9 protein-coding genes are annotated in these 22,554 nt (G+C 41.6%); all 9 read left to right on the top strand.

What is annotated here, in order from left to right; genetic code table 11:
• Positions 1 to 162: 162 nt before the first annotated feature.
• Complete coding sequence (locus WDA22_08965; GenBank protein MFA5833594.1) at positions 163 to 3,039, top strand: TonB-dependent receptor; 2,877 nt, start codon at positions 163 to 165, stop codon at positions 3,037 to 3,039.
• Positions 3,040 to 3,059: 20 nt separating this feature from the next.
• Entirely contained in the window at positions 3,060 to 6,536 is a 3,477-nt protein-coding gene (locus tag WDA22_08960) for a hypothetical protein (GenBank protein ID MFA5833593.1), read from the top strand.
• Positions 6,533 to 7,588 carry a PorV/PorQ family protein gene (locus tag WDA22_08955; GenBank protein ID MFA5833592.1) on the top strand — a complete coding sequence of 352 codons (1,056 nt, stop codon included), beginning with the start codon at positions 6,533 to 6,535 and terminating at the stop codon, positions 7,586 to 7,588. Before WDA22_08960 ends, WDA22_08955 begins: the two co-directional genes overlap by 4 nt.
• Before the next feature lie 14 nt (positions 7,589 to 7,602).
• Positions 7,603 to 9,177, top strand: a complete 1,575-nt coding sequence (locus WDA22_08950) for a hypothetical protein (protein ID MFA5833591.1) — start codon at positions 7,603 to 7,605, stop codon at positions 9,175 to 9,177.
• 11 nt (positions 9,178 to 9,188) lie between these two features.
• A complete protein-coding gene (locus tag WDA22_08945; GenBank protein MFA5833590.1) occupies positions 9,189 to 11,651 on the top strand; it encodes a LamG-like jellyroll fold domain-containing protein in 2,463 nt (820 codons plus the stop codon).
• Positions 11,652 to 11,891: 240 nt separating this feature from the next.
• Positions 11,892 to 13,904, top strand: a complete 2,013-nt coding sequence (locus tag WDA22_08940) for a sugar-binding protein (protein MFA5833589.1) — start codon at positions 11,892 to 11,894, stop codon at positions 13,902 to 13,904.
• Between the two features lie 323 nt (positions 13,905 to 14,227).
• A complete protein-coding gene (locus WDA22_08935) occupies positions 14,228 to 16,738 on the top strand; it encodes a metallophosphoesterase (GenBank protein ID MFA5833588.1) in 2,511 nt (836 codons plus the stop codon).
• Positions 16,739 to 17,006: 268 nt separating this feature from the next.
• Entirely contained in the window at positions 17,007 to 19,565 is a 2,559-nt protein-coding gene (locus WDA22_08930) for a fibronectin type III domain-containing protein (GenBank protein ID MFA5833587.1), read from the top strand.
• Between the two features lie 44 nt (positions 19,566 to 19,609).
• Positions 19,610 to 22,531: a T9SS type A sorting domain-containing protein gene (locus WDA22_08925; GenBank protein MFA5833586.1), complete on the top strand. Its 2,922-nt coding sequence runs from the start codon at positions 19,610 to 19,612 to the stop codon at positions 22,529 to 22,531.
• Positions 22,532 to 22,554: the final 23 nt, after the last annotated feature.

Raw genomic sequence — 22,554 nt, 5'->3', positions numbered from 1 at the left:
ACATTCTGATTAACAATATTTCCCCTTTTCGGATTGGAGAGATCTTCAACAATATTGTTCTATGAGTATCATAACTTCAGTCAATGATTAATCTCTTTTCACACAACAAATGACAGTCTCGTGAAATCTTTTAACATCTCGTCTCCATCGTTGAAGTACAATATGGCACTAAAAATTGTGCATCGAATGTTCTTCATTTTCTGTATCTCGTTTTTCTCAGCACTATTACTCAACGCCGGTACTACCGGAAAGATCAGTGGGCGCGTTACCGATAAAAGTAACGGTGAAGCTCTTATTGGAGCGAGTGTCCAAATTGATGGGACCACCCGCGGTACGGTATGTGATCCGGATGGATATTATTCCTTAATCAATCTCTCACCGGGGAAATATACTCTCACCTTCCGTTTTATTGGATACCACAATATCACGATTCGTGATATAGAAGTGAATGTAGACTTGACGGCAAAACGTGATGTGCAGCTTGTGCCGGATAATATTCAAATGGAAGCTGTTCTCGTTCAAGCAGATGTACCGATTGTGACAAAAGATAGAACGTTTTCGGCTGCTGTTGTTTCTACGGCGCAAATTGAAGCAATGCCAGTTACGGAAGTCGCTGAAGTGATTGCGTTGCAAGCTGGCGTGGTTCAAGGCTCCGATGGAGCGCTGCATTTTCGCGGTGGCAGATCCCGCGAAGTGGGCTATATTATTGACGGCGTAAACGTCACCAATGCGTTCAGTCAGGATGGCGGGAACAATGTGCAGATTGAAAACTCAGTCGTCCAGCAAGTAGAAGTGATCAGCGGAACATTTAATGCTGAATATGGTGCAGCTCAATCTGGAATTGTGAACATTGTAACAAAATCAGCAGCGGAGAATTATTCCTTTAATATCCGTGCACAAACCGGCGAATGGTACAGCACAAACACTTCTACCTTCTTAGCAATTGATAAAATAAATCCTTTTGCAAATCGTGATGTTCAAGCAAGCCTGTCTGGTCCAATTATTCCTCAAACACTAAGTTTCTACGCATCCGGCAGAGTGCAGAATGATGAAAGTTATCTCTGGTATGAAAAGAGATTCACGGCATTAGACGGATGGAAAATTGCGGCATATCAGCGCTGGTATGGTGAACATTTTTCCGCAACGCAACAATCGGGAGCAATAAACATTCCTGATTCACTTTCGACCGGTGATGGTTCAATGGGCCCATTGAATACGTCGCAAAATCTTTCGCTGCATGGTAAGCTCGATTATTTTTTCTCCGCCGATCTTCGGTTGTCCTATCAACTGTTTTTTGCTGACGGAGAATCTCAGGGCGGAGGTGCAAGTCGGCGGTATCAGCCGGGTGAAACATCAACATCATTATCACAATCCTTCCATCATTTTATTTCCTGGGCTCATACACCGTCAGAAAAATTCTTCTATAATATTCGCGGTTCGTATCAATACAATTGGGGTGATTCATATTACCGCAAAGATAATCGCATTGCCAGATATCCTGGAGATGTCGGAATTCAACCGATCTCTTCCTCATCTGAAGGATTTTCACTCGGCACCACCGGCGGAATCTACCGCGGGAACGATGCAAAGAACTATCGAAAATTATATTTAGTGAATGGGGATGCAAACTGGCAACTCGATAGAACACAGTTTATTAAAATGGGATTTGAAGTAAAGCAGCATGATATCAATACTTATTCCCGAGGATTGGTAGAAACAGATGATTGGAGCGAAAAAAAATGGACAACGGCGATAAAAGGAAATACGCTGTCGTGGAATAGTTATTGGTCCGAAATGATTCACTATTGGGATACGTTAAGTATTCAACGATACCGAGCAGTTGCTGATAGTGAAGTAACACGGTATCGGGATTATACTATTCGTCCATTAGAAGTCGCTGCATATCTCCAAGATAAAGTCGAACTCGGCGATGTGATTATGAATCTTGGCCTCCGTCTCGATGCGTTTCAACCGAATGAAAAAGTGGTCAACAACCCCCGCGTTGAATCATTTTCTCTCGGAAGTGCAATCAATTTAAAGGATGCTCCATGGCAATACCAATTCAGTCCTCGATTCGGATTATCGTTTCCTATTTCTGTAACGGGTGTGTTCCACGTTGCGTATGGACATTTCTTTCAGATGCCAAGTTTCCAAAAATTATATAACGAACCACTCCACGTGTTAACAGCATTGCAGCTTGAAGGATTGACCCTCGGCAATGCAACATTAAAACCGGAACGGACCATTGCGTATGAAATTGGATTGCAGCAAGGCCTAACGGAAGAGGTTGCCATTGATATTACTGCATTTTATAAAGATGTGAAAAACCTTCTCGGCATCGAAGCCCTGTCCACAGTAGACAATGTTTCCTATTACCGCTATATCAACCGTGATTACGGAAATGTTCGTGGTCTCACTGTGGCATTACGCCTCGGAGGAAGTGGATTTATCAGCGGATTTTTGAATTACAGTTTACAAATAGCGAAAGGAAGTTCTTCCGATCCGGAATTCATTCAATTAATACAGACATCAACCAGTATCGGCGGAGAACCAGTAGAATTTATCGAACGTAAGATTACTGCATTGGATTGGGATCAAACGCATACGCTAAATACTGTAGTAACATTGCAGGAAGTTTCGAATTGGAGTCTGTCGTTTATCGGTTCATTCTCTAACGGATTGCCATTTACACCTGTTTTTGTGGAACGCAAAGACATCGCGGTTCGGGAATTCTTGAATGCGGAACGGAAACCAATTCAATGGTCTGTTGATCTTAAAGCACAAAAAATGTTGTCGCTTGCCGGCATACAAACAACGCTATTTTTGAAAGTCAATAATGTGTTTGATATCTCCAATGAAGTGCAGGTATATTCGTCCACCGGAAGAGCCACCTATAATGCACGCAGTGTGCGAGATGAAGAGTTACTCCGTGAAAAATTGAAACAAGAAGGTTTGTTCACACTGAATGAAGTCGATGCTCGACCGACTTGGTATTCCGAACCGCGGCGTATTGAGTTTGGTTTTGAAATTAATTTTTAAACTAAAGAAAATTCATCTAGATGAAACAATATAATCGAATAGTATTTTCAAGAGTTCATGTTCTTCTTCTTGCCATCCTCGCTGTTCTTTCAACTGACAGGGCAATGTCACAACGCAGTGCGGCTGATGTCGAAAAGTACAATAACAAGGGACAATCCGTTTCGCCACGAAATTCTCGAAATCTATATTCTCCGCAATTTCTCTCCAAAGTGTCAGCGGCTATTGGCAATGCACAATACCTTCGTTATGGAAAACACAACGGTAATTTAATTGAGACCGGGTTTATTAATAACACCTCACTATCTTATAATTATCTTGGCGGCAGTTCGTTGGCAATCTGGCCGAAAGGGAGTGGAACGCAGTACGGTTACGCATTTATTTTTTTCGTTGGCGCGAAAGTTGTGAATACAAACGGTGATTCTATTGCGATCATCTCAGAATCGTATCGAAGACAGGGGGGAGACTTTGCACCCGATGCTTCGCATACTTATCAATTTCAACCACTGCCCGGATATTTTAATGACCGATCAACCAATTCGCTTGCTTGGAAATATGGAGGAATTTCGGAAGACGTTGGAGTAGACGGAATTCCAAACACCAATGATTTTGGAGAGAATGATGGACTCTTACAGACGGCAGAAGATTTCAACGCAAACGGAATTCTTGATAAAGAATTGATTAATACTCCGAACTGGCCGGCGATGAGTCATTTAAAACAAACGTGGCCAAAAGTGTGGGCTCCGCAAACATTTCCCGGTGATTCACGAAATGAAAAAGATACACTTGTCCCAAGTATCCGTGACGGCAGATGGAATGGAGAATTTGGTGCATATGTTCGGGCAGATCAGGAATCGTATTACGCAGCGGATGACCGGGAGAATGATGAATTTTCCTATTATCCATTTGAAGATTCACTTTCAAAAAGACCTTTTCCAAACGGCAGACGCGGTTTGGGTGTAACGGTAGAAACAAGAGGATATCAATGGTCAGCACGGTTAGCGGAAGATATTCTTATTAACATTTTCGACATAACAAACTTTGGGAAAAAATTAAAACGCTCCATCGTTGGAATGTTTGTTGATCCGGATATGGGAGGATCACTCTCAGGTGATAATGCCAGCTTCGACAATGTTGATGATATCACGTATGCATGGAGTGATGGAGACGTTTCGAACCTTGGTTTGCCTCTAGGATATTTTGGTTTTGCGTTCTTGGAAAGTCCCGGAATATCGAATGATGGAAAAGATAATGATGGCGACGGCCTTATAGACGAATCACAGGGAAATGCTTTGGATGAGGATGCCGACTGGAGTAAATTTTCGGATACGAATAATGATGGAGTGTGGACCACTGAAGATACGAATAGGAATGGTGTGCTGGATGCGGGAGAAGATAAAAACGCAAACGGCAGACTCGATTTTGAACCGATCAACGATGATGTCGGATCAGACGGTATAGGTCCCGAACAGAATGATTATACAGGTCCTGATGCGAATGGCACTGAAGGTAATGCAAAGCCGGATCATGGCGAACCAAACTTCGGCTTTACCGACAATGATGAATCGGATCAAGTCGGCTTGACTTCGTTTTACCTTACCGATGTGAATAATGCATTATATGATGATGAATTGTTCTGGAATAAGGAAATCGTCCCCGGCCAATACATCACCGTTCCCGGATATGATCGCGACATCAGCTGGATATATGGATCGGGTGAAGTATCAATAGACAGCGGTCGATCGAACGCACAGCGATATGCGATTGCACTTTTGTTCGGAAACGATAAAGCGGATATTCTGCGCAATAAAAAAACGATGCAGGTTATTTATGATCATGATTATAACTTTGCAAGTCCGCCTCGTGTTCCGACGGTAAGCTTTCAAGTATTTGATAAAAAAGTGGTCCTCCGGTGGGATGCCATTGCCGAGCGGTCAAAAGATGCAATCTATGGTGCTGACTTTGAAGCATACTATATTTATAAAAGTACCAATCCTTCCTTTGATGACATTAAAACAATTACCGATGCGTACGGAAATCCACTCTTGTTTCGTCCCGAAGCGATTTTCGATATAAAAAATGGATTATCAGGTGTGCATCCGGTTAGTATTGGCAGTGAGATTAATCAGGCAAGCGACTTAGGGATATCATACAACATGGGAACGGATACCGGTATTCGTCATTATTTTATCGACAACAATGTGCAAAATGGACGAGTATACTATTACGCAGTTGTTTCTGTCGATCGCGGATATGATTCGGACTTTTTTGCACGAGGATTGACGGATCGTGCAGGGCTTGCGATTATTTCTCCGACAGAATGTTCTGCCAATATTCTTCTGGATGATCTTGGGCGGCCTGTTTCAGCTGATCGTAATATTGCCATCGTGACTCCGTCGGGATCAGCATCTGGGTATATTTATCCGACGCTTTCTTCTGAAGGTATCAAGAGCAATACAGACAGCACGTATGGTTCAATCGGTGTTGAAATATTTGAACCATACAAAGTGCATTCCGGAAACTCGTATCGCATAACATTTGAAGATGATAGTTCATCCAGCACATACAGCGGCAAATTTACCGGTTTAACAAAAAAGGTAAAGCTTCACAATACTACAACCAATAGTCTGTTAATGAGCTTGACCTATCCTAATCCTGATGCAGTGAATGAATTACTCTACGAAGGTTTTAAAATCACTTTGCGCAACAACGATACTGTCGGAATTAGTTCAGTAAAATGGAAAGATAGTGTCAATAATCTTGTCGGAACCCCAAAGGCGACAGGATTTGGTGGATTTCCTTCGGCACGCGATTACGAAATTCGTGTAGTAGGGCCAAATGCTGATACATCGTTGAACAATATTGTCACAAATTATCAAATCTGGGATGTAACATATCCAGAGAGTACATATCAAGTAAACTTCCGGTTGACCGAGACTGGAACTGCTGCGTTTAAAGGTATCTTAAGCAATGGAGATCAGGTTGCGATTACCAGTGAACTCAACAGGCGATTATGGGTTATCGATTTTGCATATCCGTCGACTATTCCATCACCTCAATATGTTTCCCCCGCTATTGGAAGTGTATTTCGGTTAAGGACAACGAAGCCGTTCGATCGGAATGCTTACTTTGATTTTAAAATTAATGGCAATTTCGTCAACGTATCAAATGTAAAGAATGAACTTGCCAATATTTATACTATTCCCGATCCATATGTTGCAGCGAGCAGTTTGGAACAGCATCTTGTCAGCCTTGATGCAGGAAGAGGAGACCGCAGAATCGATTTTGTTAATCTTCCTTCCACATGTACTATTTCGATTTTCACATCGAGCGGACGGTTAGTTCGGGTTATCAATCATAGTTCGTCAGTAGAAAATAGTCGTGAACCATGGGACTTGCGGACAAAAGATGGACTTGAAGTAACTCATGGTGTATATCTTTGGGTAGTAGAAGCGCCTGAAATTGGAAAAAGAATCGGAAAACTTGCGGTGATCAAATGAGCAAACAACAACAAATTTGGATTATTATATTTATTGTCGTGGCATCAATCGGTAAGGCAGAGAAGGGTCCTGGTAAAGTGACTTTTGAATCAGACGTTTCCGGTGTTGGAACGTCTGCCGCTGCATTTTTAGAAATTGGAATTGGTGCCCGTGCTGCTGCTTTAGGAAATGCGTATACAGCATTGTCGAACGATCCAACCGCTTTGTATTGGAATCCCGCCGGTGTTGCGTGGGCTACTTCAATGCAGGTTGAGATTATGCAAAATAATTGGATTGGGAAAAGGAATCATCAGTTTGCTGGAATGGTTATACCACTGTCAGATTGGAATGCATCCGTCGGATTGAGTTTTAATACACTCGATTTTGGTGAAGCCCAAAAAGTTCGAACGATTGACCAGCCAGATGGTACGGGAGAATTATACGATGCCCGAGATATCGCATTTGGATTGACCTATTCTATGGCATTAACAGATCGCTTTGCTTTTGGTATTACCGGAAAATATGTGCAGGAACGTATTTGGTCGGTAACATCTTCCGGTTTTGCCGTTGATATGGGAATTCTCTACAAAACAGAATTGAAAGGTTTAACGCTCGGCGCTAATCTCAGCAATTTTGGTACGGAATTACAGTTAAGAGGAAATCGGCTTTCCATTACGGTCGATCCTGATAAAAACCATTATAATTTTGACAGGGTGGAAGCAACCTATTCTACAAATTCTTATGCAATGCCTCTTTCATTTCGCTTTGGTATCGCCTATGAAATGGAACTCGAATCGTTCGGTTCACTTGTCGTATCTGCGGACGTTACACATCCCAGTAATGCTACGGAAAGTGTATCGTTCGGAGGGGAATATTCCGTTTTTAATCTTTTCTTTCTTCGAGCGGGATACGAAAATATGTTCGAACGTGACCACATTAATGGATTGACACTCGGCGGTGGCGTAGACTATTTTGTGGAACAATCCAATTTTGGTTTACGGCTTGACTATTCGTGGTCCGAATGGGGATTGTTAGGAAATGCTCAACGAGTTTCGGTTGGGGTTGTGTTCTGATTGAATCGAATATCATGAAGCTGAAGAAAACCATTTCATTCGTAGTTGTCCTTGCAATCCTTTCTGTTGGAATAGCAGTAATATGGATGGTGCGTCAACCGGCAGATTTAACACGGACCGTTCAATTATCTGATTCCGTCGTTGCGGTCGTCGGCGGTTCATATATAACACTCTCCGAACTTCAACAAGCATTTGAGACAGTCCATCCGGTGATCAAACAAGGCACAACTTCACGCGATCAATTATACAGCGTATTGACTGCCATGCTTGCGGAAAAAATTCTTGCGCAAGAAGCCTCTCGTCTTGGATTTCAAAAAAATAACCGTATTGAACAATTACTAGATGAATTTCTGCGAAATGCCGTTGTTGAGCAGGTAATCACAACGGATGTCGATTCGCGAATTACGGTGACCGATGATGAAGCGAACGAAGAGACAATGAAATCGCTCGTGACATTTAAATTCCGGTATTGGATGGAGCCGAGCAGGGAACGCGCAGAAAAGATTCAGGCACAAATGCAGCGCGATGGATATGGCGCTGTTGTACAACAACTGATGAAACAAAACCCTGAACTCAAAGGAGTAGCGCTTCAGCTCGAGTCTGATTATGTGCGATGGACAGAGATTGAACCGAAATTCTATGAAGCAATTAAAAGTCTTCCGGTCGGAAAAATATCCACTCCCATTGAATATGACGGAGCATTTTACCTGCTGCAAATTGTTGATATTCGCCGCGGCGGTATGACAACCACTCAGTTAATAAATTCTATTCCCACATCCAAAAAGATTATCTTTGCCAGAAAACGGATGGCTGCACGAAAGGCATATGTTGCAGCATTGATGGAACCAAAGAATGTGAAAACAAATACTGCTGCGTTGAATATTTTAGTACAAGCAGCCAAAGAATGGTACGGTTCGGAACCATTAAACGCTATTGATTTTTTTACTGCACTTGAGAAGTCAAGTGATTCTTATCCGAATCTGCAATCATTCAAAAAAGAACAATCCCGAATTCTAGTGACGACGATCGATAAGCAATTTTCTCTTATGGAAATTGCTCGGATGATTCCGCTGCGTAAAATCATGAAGGAATTCAATCAGCCGTTTGCGGCGTTCGCTGCGTATACTGCTGCTTCCGTCCGTGATTACTATTTGGGAAAAATCGGAATGGAACGAAATTATCGAAACGATCCGGAATCGTTAGAAAAACTTCGGGTGTGGAATGATAAATGGCTCTATGAAGAATATCGATTGAAATTTACTTTGCAGCGAAATATTGTTGATCATGATGCTCCGGATAGTAATGTCCGGCCATATATTGTGCGCAAGGATCAAAATTTTCTCATTCAAAAAATTGATTCTTTTGTTAATCTCTATCACCCGAAATTGAATAGATCTGTTCTTGATACGATTCGTATGGATGGACCATTAACATCGCGGAACATGCCGGTTTCTTTTGTTCGAGGTGGCATGGATGTTCCCGCTTTTCCATCGGTCGGTAATGAATGGCGGAATGAAATCTCAAGACTAAAAAATATTTTTAAGATACAAAAAAATAATAACGGCACAACTTCGAACAATGAACCATAGGAGAATTATCTATGAAACAGTTGTTTACACTATTCATCATTACAATCATCAGTTCATCGATTGCTTCATCTCAAATACTCCCTTCCGCAATTCCGACAAAAAACCTCAAAGGACATTGGACCTTTGATAATACAGGTGCACCGTTTGCAGCAGCAGTCGGGACGGCGTTGGTGAAAGACAAAAACGCACCTGCAACGGAAACCATTATCTCGATTGATGGACCGACAGTTGCCAACAAAGCAATTCATGTTCCCAAATTTAATTTTTTACGGGCTACGCCGGGATTACAAGCTAATGGCACAAGTGATACTTTGAAAAAAGTAAATCGATATTCCATGATTATCGATTTTCGAATTAACAGCAGAGGTGATTGGAGAACGTTCTATCAAACTGATCCGACCAACACAACGGATGGTGATTTATTTATTCGAAATGCAACCACCTCACGCGGCCATAATATTGGACGTGCTACGCCAGGGTATTCCTTTGACTCAATCATGGTTGGCCGCTGGTACCGTCTAGTTGTTGTGGCAAATATTGGCGTGGAATTCAATTTATATCTTGATGGAAACCTTCTGCATAAAGGAAGTCCAATGACTGCCGATAATAACCAGGCGCTTGAATCGGTGAATGGATTGGACGAACTGCTCTTCTTTGGTGATGATGATGGAGATAATGGTGAAATAGATGTTGCGGAGATAGCGTTATATGACACAACATTAACAGTGACACAGATTAGTACAATGGGAGGCTATGGCTATCTTGTGCAAGCAAAAGATCCTGTCAGTATTTTTGATATGACCGATGCCGCCAATGTTCTAAAACCAACAGTCGGAACTGGTACATTGGTATTGAAAGGAGCCGGCACATTAAAAACTGTTGCGGGACCGAAACCGGATTTCAATGCCGTTCAACTTCAAAGCGGTCAATACCTGCAGTTAAACCACAGTATCACAGCAAATGGAGTTGTGGCAAACGGGAAAACCAATAGCTGGTCGGTGCTTGTAGATTTTAAACTTCCGGATCTTTCACAGGCGTACGATCTTCTTCAAACGGATTCAACGAATGTATCGCCGGCTGAATTCGCAATTAATGCTGCTGGGAAAGTGGGATGCGATACTCTTGGATATTCTGACAGTACAGTCGTAGCTGCAAAAAAATGGCATCGTATGATTATGGCAGTTGATGGGGGAAAAATTACAACATATTATATAGATGGAAAAAAAGTTTCACAACAATCTGTTCTTCCCGCAGGACGGTTCACACTGATTCCTGCTGCTAATGGGAAACTCGGTTCGTTGCTTATTGGTACACAGACGGCGGGCAGTCACTCCAATATGATTGAGATCGCACAGGTGCAGATGTGGAATCGCTGGGTAGATAGCTCAACTGTTTCTACGCTGGGAGCCGTTGATGTCTTTTCAGATCTCGGTACCGGTAAAGGCGGCTCATCGGTTTTGTTGGATGGAACAGATGCGAATATGAACGTTCGTATTCCGTTGAAACAACAATATAAATTCGATTCCACAAAAAGTTTTACCGTTGAAGCATGGATCAAACCTTTACGGGTGTGGAGCGGTGACCCTGCTATCATCAGTAACAAAGATTGGGGTTCAGGAGGCAACGCGGGATGGGCTATTGCACTTGACGCAGGCGGAGTATGGCAGTACAATATCGGTGATGGCGGAATCAATACAGATGCAAAACATCGCGCGGATATGGATGATATTGCTGTGATCAATAATGAACAATGGCATCATATTGCTGTTGTCGTCGATCGGTCATCAAATTTTGCGCGGGCATATTCCGATGGTGTCTTAAAAAAGAGTGCAGATATTTCCACTGTGAAAAGTATCGATACCGATTATGATCTGTATATCGGTCAGGATGGTACCGGAAATTATTCCTGGGGTTATAAATACGGCGGTTACATTGATGAAGTCCGTATTTGGGGAACCGCGTTGGATTCAGCGACATTACGGGGATGGATGTTTAACAGCAGCAACATTGCAAGTCACCCAAAGTTTACAGATTTGCGCGGTTATTGGAGATTTGATGCGGCAGCCGGGGACAGTACACCAGACGCGTCGAATTATTCGAACTGGGGAAAGTTACTGAATGGTGCTTCATTGCGACGTTCCGATGTAGCACTGCCGGTACGTGAAGAAGGATTGTCAACACCGACTGCATTTGCGCTCGACAATGCATATCCAAATCCATTCAATCCATCCACAACCATTCGATTCTCAGTTCCATTCGACAGCAGAGTGACCTTGAATGTATATAATGTTCTTGGGCAACGGATTGCGACAATATTCTATGGAGAAGTTAATGCCGGCGTATACCACACAGTATGGAATGCTGCCAATAGCGTATCACAGGTCGCTTCCGGTATATACTTCTATCGTATTGAAGCAACCGGATCGAACAATGAACAATTTACTGCAACGAAGAAATTGATCTTGATGAAATAAGAACGATCGATATTTTTGAATGTTATGCGGCCGCTTTGACCATCACAGCGGCCGTTTTTTTTATAAGACTATTCAGCGGACTTTTCAGGTTAAGATACCACGTTCGTGGGATTGCCCATTGACGTGTAAAACGGTACTATTTATACGTTCCCTATAAAAACACAATATTTTTTACAATGTACTGTGAGGGTATCGTGTTTTTTAGTCACCAATATTTTCATCAAAACTCAAGGGTAAGTTATGAAAAAAACACATTTTCTTTTCATCATTTTGTTATCGGTATACTGCGCCTCATCGCTGTACAGCCAAATACCAACTAGACAAGGTTGGTGGAAATTTGATGATGTACAGAACGTTTTTAAAGCAGAAGTCGGCACCGCGCTGGAATTAGTCGGAACACATCAAGTGATTGTTGGTCCAGAAGCAACGAATGGAGCTGTAAAGATCGGACTAGGAAGTTATTATAAATTGAGACACGGAATGAGTCCCAATGGTGGCGGTACCAGGGTGAATGAATATACGCTGATGATTGATTTTAGAGCTCCCACCATCGGTGCCTGGAAATGTTTTTTTCAAACTGATACAAATAATAATAATGATGGCGAATTATTTGTTAATAAAACGGGCGCAACCATCGGAAATGCTACAACAGGATATTCGTTGTTTTCAGTAACGGCAAATGAATGGTATCGACTTGTCATTTCAGTGAAAAACGGCGTACAATTTAATTCGTATATCGACGGCCAAAAAATTAAAACAGGAAATATTCAACCGATAGACCATATTCGATTTTCTCTGGACAAATCGTTGTTGATGTTTGGCGACGATGACGGCGATGATGGTGAAATAGATTGTGCTGAAATTGCTATTTGGAATACTATGTTAACTGATTCCATGATCAGCGCTCTTGGCGGATTTGGGCACGAATTAGATAAAATACCTCCAGAAGCACCAACAAGCGTAGCTGCAATCGCCGGCGCGGCAGGTTCCTATATCAATACAATTACATGGGTTGATGTACCGGACGAGCCAGGTTCAAAATATGATGTGTACTTTAGCGAAAAAGCATTTACCAAAATTGATTCTACTATAGAGCGTCTTGGACCGTATGGATTAGCGTTAGGTGTACAATCGGCTACTCATGTTCTTCGTTCGCCGGTAACTGACCAAGACATTACATATTTTTACGGTGTTAATGCAACTGATGCGGTAGGAAACGTTGGTCCGGTTGCTGTTGCACCAACGGCGGTAACAACAAAAGCAAAAGGTGTTCCAGTCATTTCTCCGGTGGCTCCATCCAATTTTGTTGCAGACGGTTCATTGAGTGAATGGGCATCAATTCCTCCCATTGCAATGAACGCGTTTGGTAAAAATCCGACAGCGCATTTAGTGCCAGGTGGGAAGTTGAACGATAGTCTCGATCTTTCAGTGAAAGCCTATCTCGCGATGGATGCAAATAATCTGTACATCGCATTCGATGTTGTGGATGATACCGTTGTTGTTGATACAAGTTCTTCTGTCTCTACGTGGTCAAACGATGCACCGGATATCAATATTGGTTTATATGATTGGAGAGGCACGGGGCATTCAGGATATAAACGCGGAGCAACTCCGGATTACATGCTTCGTTTTTCAAAAAACCGTATCAACAATGATAAAGGAATCGGCACCATTATCGTGATGTATCCTGGAGCCAATTATATTTGGAAACCAAAAACATTTACTTCGGGATATACTGTTGAAGCAAAATTGCCCTTCACAACGATTGCCGCAATTATCCCCGGTGACAGTCTATTTGTCCCAAAAGAAGGAATGCGTATTCCGATCGATTTCTCCATCAACGATCGTGATGCAGGTTCAGGTCGTGAAGGAATTCTGAGTTATTCAACTTTAAATAATGACAACTCCTGGCAAAACATGTATAACTGGACTCATACATGGATCGGCAATAAATGGACCACAGGAGTTCAACGGAATCCTGAAGTTGCAACGTCGTTTGAATTGTTGCAAAATTATCCTAATCCATTTAATCCAACCACAAACATTAAATTCACTGTTCCACAGTCGGGAATGGTCAGCCTAAAAGTGTATGATGTTTTGGGACGCGAAGTCATCAATTTGATTAATCAATATCACTCTGCAGGATCATATACCGTAAATCTCGATGCATCAAAACTTGCAACGGGTATGTATGTCTACAGACTTGAATCAGGTTCGTTTAGTTCAGTAAAGAAAATGACATTAATCAAATAAACCGAAAGTTTTTTTTGATTACGGTGTAACACAATGTTCTTAAAATAAGATGGGGCTCACCGCTAGCACCTTTTGTGGATTAGGTGCTACAGTAAACAGATTTGTTTCCTCCTATAATGAATGCGGTGAGTCCTTTTTTTTATTTATTTGTGCTTTGAACTCCTGAAATTTGTCCTCCTAGATTGTTTAAATAATCTGCCCCGCAAAAAGAACTATCAAAAATGGTTGAGAGTTAATTCAAAATGATTGTATTTCGTCAATCTATTTTTGCTGATATTTATCTCAATCAAGTTCAAGCCTCTCAATAGTACCAAAGGAATTGTGTGAAAAAAAAATATTTCATTTTATTTTTACTGGTATGCATTAACGCATCACTCTATGGTCAAATACCGGCAAAACATGGCTGGTGGAAATTTGATGATGGGACAAATATTCTAAAAGCCGAAATAGGAACAGCGTTACAATTAGTCGGAACGCATCAATTTGTTGCCGGTCCAGCTACAGGGAATGGGGCGGTGAGGATTGGTATCGGAAGTTATTACAAACTGAAACATGGTATAAGTTCAAATGGTGGCGGAATAAAGGTAAATGAATATACCATCATGATCGATTTTAAGGTAGCAAGTCTTGACACATGGAAATGCTTTTTTCAAACAGACATAAGTAACACAAGTGACGGGGATTGTTTTATCAATAAGACAGGAGGTACCATTGGTGTGGGTGCCACCGGATATTCTTCTTTTTCTGTTACATCAAATGAGTGGTATAGACTTACTCTTTCCGTAAAAAATGGTACACAATTTCACTATTATATCGATGGTCAGTTGATTAATAATGCTACGGTTCAGAGTGTGGATGGAAGGTTTGCTCTTGATTCTCTCTTGTTAATGTTTGCGGATAACGATGGGGAAGACGGCGACATCGATTGTGCCGAAATTGCAATTTGGGACACTGCACTATCTTCTGCAAATGTTGCAGCGCTTGGTGGATATTCACATTACATCACACCTAAAACGACTCCTATTACTCAATATTTACAATCGCCAACGCCAACGTCAATGTATATAAGCTGGCATGATACTTCATCTACCGGCACAAGCGTTGAGTATGGGGAGACTTCATCTCTTGGATCGGTTTCAACTGGTACGAATGAAATGATCGGTGCTTCCTACCGATGGCATACGGTGCTTCTTACCGGCTTAACGCCAAATACGGAATATCATTACAAGACGAAAAGCGGGAACAACATTTCTGAAGAATTAAAATTCAAAACTCAGCCTCTGCCCGGTTATACAGGAAAAATTCGTTTTTTACTGTTAAGTGATACGCATAATTCTGATACAACAAAACCAATGAAAGTGCTGACAGCGGCGAAGAAAAAAATTACAGAACTCTATGGCACGGATATTCACAATCAAATAAATGCTGTGCTGCATTCGGGTGATATTGTGATGTCTGGAAGTGCGATCGATGAATTTCCAAAATTATATTTTACACCGATGTCTGTTTTTTCAACTTCCGTACCATTCCTTACTGTTCAAGGAAATCACGATGTGGGGCCTTATTTCTATTCGTATATGAAATCTGACAGTATTTCGTTGGTTCAACCTCCTTCGCTACCGATGGAACAATTCTGGAGTGTTCGTTTTGCCAATACGCTTGTAATAGGATTAAATACTAATGGAACGTCAACATATGGTGGACTTCAAAAAGATCTCCTCAATTCGAAATTGGCGGAAGCGCAAGCTGATTCAACAATTGATTTTGTGATCTGTTTGTTCCATCATTTACCCTATTCTGAATTATGGGGTGAGGGGGCGGGTTATTATCCGACGCCAAATTATGTGCGTGATGATTTATTGCCTTTGTTTCAAAAATATTCCAAAGTGGTGCAATTAAGCTATGGTCATACTCATGGATTTGAACGGGGAACGATTGAATCCAAAACAAACGACGGGGATTTTCGCATGGTCTGCACCGGCGGGGGCGGAGGAAATACCGATCGGTGGGGTTCATTTATCAATGTTGATTATCCCTCAATCCATGTTTCACTGGATCATTTTTTCTATCAACTCATTGAAATTGATGCAGCAAAAAAAACATTTACCGGTTCAATGTACAGCCTTGGAAATTCGAATAAGGCATTCAATAATGAATTGTTAGATACTTGGTATAGAAAAGTTGACCAATCCGCACCGGCGACTCCATCAGTTTCTGTCCCAACTATCTTCCCAAATAAAGTTGTGTTTAACTCAACTCCCATGAGTGGTCTGGATTCAATGATGACGGTGCGAATGCAGGTTGCCTACGATACATCCTTCACACAATTTGTTCTTGATACAATGGCGCATTGGAAAGATATCTACGGCAGCGATGCGCAGTATAATCCGGTTGATAAAAATGCAGGAATAGATTTAACGAAAATCGAAATTCCTCGAACACGTTTCATCGAAGGCAAATCGTTCTATTACAAAGTGAAATATCGGGATCATAATTTGCGTTGGAGCAATTGGTCCAATCGGTCTGGTAGTGTAAGCTTTGCAAGCGTAGCGAGAGAATCACAACTTCCCACAGCGTATAGCTTAGATCAAAATTATCCCAATCCATTCAATCCTACAACAAGCATACGGTACAGCATCCCGTCCGGAGGATTGGTGCTGATAAGGGTATTTGATATCTTAGGGCGTAAAATAATGGATGTAGTAAATGAGTATCAAGATGCCGGTTGGTATACTGTAAAATTCAATGCAGCGGCCCAAACATCAGGATTCTATTACTATAAACTTGAATCAGGCTCTTTCATTTCTATAAAGAAAATGGTGTTTCTGAAATAGTACCAAATGACACTATTGTAAATAGTATTGCGATAATTACTGCAAGTGTGCGGTCATTGTATAATACAACGACCGCATTTTTTTTGTGGGCGTCCGCTCATCATTCCTTTCTAATGCTTCATTCCCTGCAATATTTTATTTCCTGTATCACATCAAGATACCACGTACGTGGGATTGTCGATTAAAACATGATGCGGTAATTTGATATTGCACAATGATGCGGTTCAGCTGAGCCGCTCCATTGATGCATTCATAGCGGCAACAATAAATGATAATAGGGGTTATGCAAAAAAAATATCTTGTGTTTTTTCTCGTAATGTGCAGCATATCCCTTGGATACAGTCAAATACCTGTCCGGCAAGGGTGGTGGAAATTTGATGATGCGGCGAATGTTTTAAAAGCGGATGTTGGTTCAGATCTGGTAAAAGTAGGAACTCAGCAAATTGTTACAGGGCCGGAAGCGGGCAACGGTGCGGTAAAGATTGGCATTGGCAGTTATTATAAAATGAAACACGGAATACTTGCCAATGGCGGTGGTAAAATGGTAAATGAATATACTATACTGATCGATTTTAAAGTGCCGAGTATCGGCGCATGGAAAACTTTTTACCAAACAGATTTAAGCAATTCAAGCGACGGCGATTATTTTATCAACCCGACTGGAAATATTGGGACGCAGGCAACCGGATATACATCGTATACAATAATACCAAATGAATGGTACAGGTTTGTCCTTACGGTAAAAAATGGAACGCACCACATTTCCTATTTGGATGGCAAGGCGGTAAAAGCCGCAAGTCCATTGCCAATAGACGGCAGGTTTGCTCTTGATACACTTCTATTGATGTTTGCAGATAACGATGGGGAAGACGGCGAGATTGAATGTGCCGAAATTGCAATTTGGAATTCTGCACTATCAAGCAGCGATATTTCAGCACTTGGCGGTTATGGACATAATGTTGGCCCTAAACCAATTCCGATTGTTCCATATTTGCAAACTCCAACTTCAACATCCGTCTACATTTCTTGGCATGATACGTCATCTGTTGGGACAAGTGTTGAATATGGTACATCAACGTTGTTGGGTACAGTTGTTATAGGTAGCAACGAACTTATTGCATTGACAAATCGATGGCACACAGTTCTGCTAACGGGATTAACGCCGAATACAGAATATTTCTACAAAGTAAAAAGCGGAACAAATTCATCGACAATATTTTCATTCAAAACACAGCCGGGAGCTGGATATACCGGAAAAATTCGATTTCTGCTCTTAAGTGATACACACAATCCTGATACATCCAAATCGATGAGAGTAATAACAGCAGCAAAGAACAAGATGTCGGAACTTTACGGTGCTGATCTTCATAATCACATCAATGCTGTTCTCCATTCCGGTGATCTTGTGATTTTCGGTAGGAATGTAGACGAATATGAGAGATTATTTTTTGCTCCAATGTCCGTCGTATCCGGTTCAATACCGTTTCTTACTGTTCCCGGGAATCACGACCGCCCGGATAATGGCCGCGATGGAGATGCAGGGCCAAATTATTATGCCTATGTAAAATATGATAGTATCTCTCTCATGCCTCCTCCAAATCCGCCGACGGAACGATTTTGGAGCGCGAGATTTGCAAACACACTGGTTATTGGATTAAATACTGACATCGCCTCTACACTTGGATCCGCTCAAAACTTGTTACTCGATCGTAAATTAGCTGAAGCTCAAGCAGATTCCACCATCGATTTTGTGATGTGTCTTTCCCATCATATGCCATTCACCGAATTATGGGGCGAAGCGATTGGATATGATCCTGGACCAAATTATGTGAAGAATGAAATACTTCCAATTCTTCAAAAGTATTCCAAAGTAGTCCAGTTAAACTACGGACACACGCATGGACATGAACACGGAACGATCGAGTCCAATACAAATGAAGGAGATTTTCGCATCATCTGTAATGGCGGTGGCGGAGGAAACATAGATCGCTGGGGTTCATTTGAAAATATTGATTATTCGAACATTCACATTTCTCTTGATCACTTCGCGTATCAAATTGTTGAAATAGACGTTGCGAAAAAAACGTTTGTCGGATCGATGTATAGTCTTGGCAATACCGAGAAACCATTCAATAACCAATTATTAGATACGTGGTATCGAAAAGTGTCCCAATCGGCTCCTGCTGCTCCGTCAGTTTCTGCCGCAACAATTTTTCAGAATAAGTTTGTATTTAATTCAACTCCAATAAGCAGTACCGATTCGTTGATGACGGTGAGAATGCAGATTTCATACGACACTGCTTTTGCACAGATCGTTATTGATACGATGGTGAATTGGAAAAATGTGTACGGCAGGGACGGACAATTTAATCCGGTGGACAAAAATGCCGGGATAGATCTGACAAAAATTCAAATTCCTGCAACACGCTTTGTTCAAGGGAAAACGTTTTACTATCGAGTAAAATATCGAGATCACAACCTTCGGTGGAGTGATTGGTCCAATCGTTCAAACAACATTACAGGTGTCACAAAACAAAAGTCACTACCGACATCGTATGGTATAGAACAAAACTATCCAAATCCTTTTAATCCGACCACTACCATTAAATACCAGGTTCCGGCAGCCAGTTTTGTAACGCTGACAATTTATGATGTATTAGGGAAAAAAGTAACGGCACTTCAAAATGGAATAGTCAATGCAGGACAGCATGAAGTGTTGTGGGATGGCTCGGGATTATCTTCGGCAGCATATTATTATTTATTTACAGCACAGAAAGAAGATAAATCATTCTATCACAATGTAAACAAAGCAGTATTGTTGAAGTAGAAAAACTAATTAACGTTTGCAACCAACAAAAGGAGAAATACACGATGAAAAATCTGTTTCAGGCATCCTTGCTATTGCTTGTCACAATAGCGTTCCTATTCACAAATGGATATGGGCAAATACCCCAAGGGAAATGGACATTCGATAATGCATCAAATCTCACCGCCGCTGTTCCTGGCCAAGGAAAAGATCTCGTGCTTGTCGGATCTGATTCCGCAGTTGCAGGACCGCTTGCCGGCAACGGGGCGGTACGAATTCCGAAAGGAAGTTATTTTAAACTCATTCATGGAATTGCACCAAACGGCGGTGGTACCGGAGCGGCGGTACGTGTGAATGAATATTCCATGATGATTGATTTTAAGCTTTTGGACAATACGAAATGGTATACGTTTTATCAAACGGATACAACGAATGCGAACGACGGCGAATTATTTATTAAACCCAATACTGGAGAAGTTGGTAACGGTTCTACAGGATATTCAGCGACGGGGGTGAAAGATACACTATGGCATCGGCTTGTCGTTTCCGTAAAAAATGGGACTAAATATGATACCTATTTAGATGGAGTTCTTTTAAAAACTGGAACACCTCAAAATATCGATAGCAGCCGATGGGCGCTCGAGAGCTTTTTGTTAATGTTCGCTGATAATGATGGTGATGATGGTACAATGGACGTTGCAGAACTTGCCATCTGGAATCGTCCATTAACAACGGATGAAATCTCAGAAATGGGAACACCGATACCGGTAAAGCGGACATCGAAATGGACATTTGACGATCCAGCCAATCATATCGTTGTTGCACCTGGTTTCGGAAAAGACCTTGTACTTGTTGGTAAAGACTCTACAATCAGCGGACCAAGTCCTGGAAATGGTGCTGTGCGAGTGCCGAAAGGAAGTTATTACAAATTAACACATAAATTTCGTCCAAACGGCGGTGGTGGAGATTCTCTGCATCGCGTTAACGAATACTCGATCATGGTTGATTTCAAAATTCCGGATCTGACAAAATGGTATAATTTCTTCCAAACAAATCCGAGCAATACGGATGATGGAGATTGCTTTATTAAAAAAACAGCAGGCACGATTGGAACAACAGCTACAGGATATTCAACCACAGCTGTTACAGTGAATGAATGGCACAGATTTGTTGTTTCAATAAAAAATGGTACGCAGCATAATTACTATCTCGACGGTCAATTGTTATATGCCGGAACTGCTTTAGCAATCGATGGCAGATTTGCTCTCGATAGTCTCTTGTTAATGTTCGGCGATGATGATGGTGATGATGGAGATATCGACGTTGCTGAAATGAGAATGTGGAACTATCCATTAACAGCCGGTGAAGTGACCGCTCTTGGGAAAGTGTTTGTTGATACCGTTTCAATTGCACGATGGACATTTGATGATCCATTAAAACTCATTGCTGCCGTTCCCGGTTTTGGTAAAGATCTTGTCCGTGGTGGTCTTGCGAAAGACACTGTGGTTCCCGGTCCCAGCATTGGCAACGGAGCAGTGAGAGTTCCAAAAGGAAGTTATTATAAATTAACGCACGGATTTAAATCCAATGGCGGAGGTGCAGATTCTCTTCACAGAGTGAATGCCTATTCACTGATGATAGATTTTAGACTTCCTGATAATACAAAATGGTACACGTTCTTCCAAACAAATCCAAGCAATGCAGATGATGGCGATTGTTTTATTAAACCAAATACGGGAGTCATTGGTACATCATCCACGGGATATTCGGCAACGGGTGTCACCGACAAAACATGGCATAGATTTGTTGTAGCCATCCAAAATGGTACGCAGCATAATTATTATTTAGATGGAAAACTATTATATGCCGGAACAGCGCTGGCAATCGACGGTAGATTTGCGCTCGACAGTCTATTATTAATGTTCGGCGATGATGATGGTGATGATGGTGATATTGATGTCGCCGAAATTCAAATGTGGAATTATCCCTTATCTGCCGCTGAAGTTACCAAACTTGGAAAAGTATTTTCAGACCAAGTGACGTTCCAGGTAAATATGAAAGTGCAGATGAAACTGAAAAAATTTGATAAAGCAAAAGATACCGTTGTTGTTCGCGGTGGTGGATCATTCTATAACGTATGGGGTAAGGGTAATGCTAATAAATTAACCGATGCCGACGGTGATAGTATCTTCACCGGAACATTTGGCTTACCTGGTGCTCCATTATTACTTCAATATAAATTCGTGATGAATGGTCCTTCCATTGGTGGAGATCGTTGGGAAGCAGGGGATGATCGTAAAGATTCCATTCCGGCTACACCAATGATCATGCCGTTAACATGGTTCGATAAAGACAGCACCACGCAGTACTCAGACAACTTCATCACGTTCCAAGTGAACATGAAGAAGCAGATGAGATTTGCAAAATTTGATAACGCAAAAGACTCAGTAGTTGTGCGAGGAGATTTTAATGGTTGGGGTGGCAATACACACTTGTTGACCGATCCGAACACGGATAGTATCTATACCGGCACCTATAATATCACCTCAGTGAAAAAAATCATCTATAAATTCGTTATCCACAAAACATCAGGCGATACATGGCCCAGCAGTCCAGATCGGGTCGATTCAACACTAAACGGAACTCCAAAAACGTTGCCGGTGGTTTGGTTTAACAACGACAGCGTATTAACAAGTATTCGCCGTGATGAAAATGCAATTGCCACAACCTATGAATTGTTCCAAAACTATCCCAATCCTTTTAACCCTGCAACGAGGATCGATTTTTCAATTCTCGTTGATGGATTGGTAACGTTGAAGGTCTATAATATTCTGGGACAAGAAGTTGCGACGATTGTCAATCAGGAATTGCAAGCCGGTGTGCATCATGCCACATTCGACGGAAGCAAACTGACGAGTGGAGTATACTTCTATAAGGTGGAGGCAGGTACATTTACATCCATTAAGAAAATGATGTTATTGAAATAATTCGTCGATGCAGCCGGAGTTCG

It is taken from the genome of Bacteroidota bacterium (genome assembly GCA_041658205.1).
Classification (GTDB): domain Bacteria; phylum Bacteroidota; class Ignavibacteria; order UBA10030; family UBA8401; genus UBA8401.
Note: the sequence above shows the minus strand (reverse complement) of the source record. Positions and strands in the feature narration are given on the sequence as shown.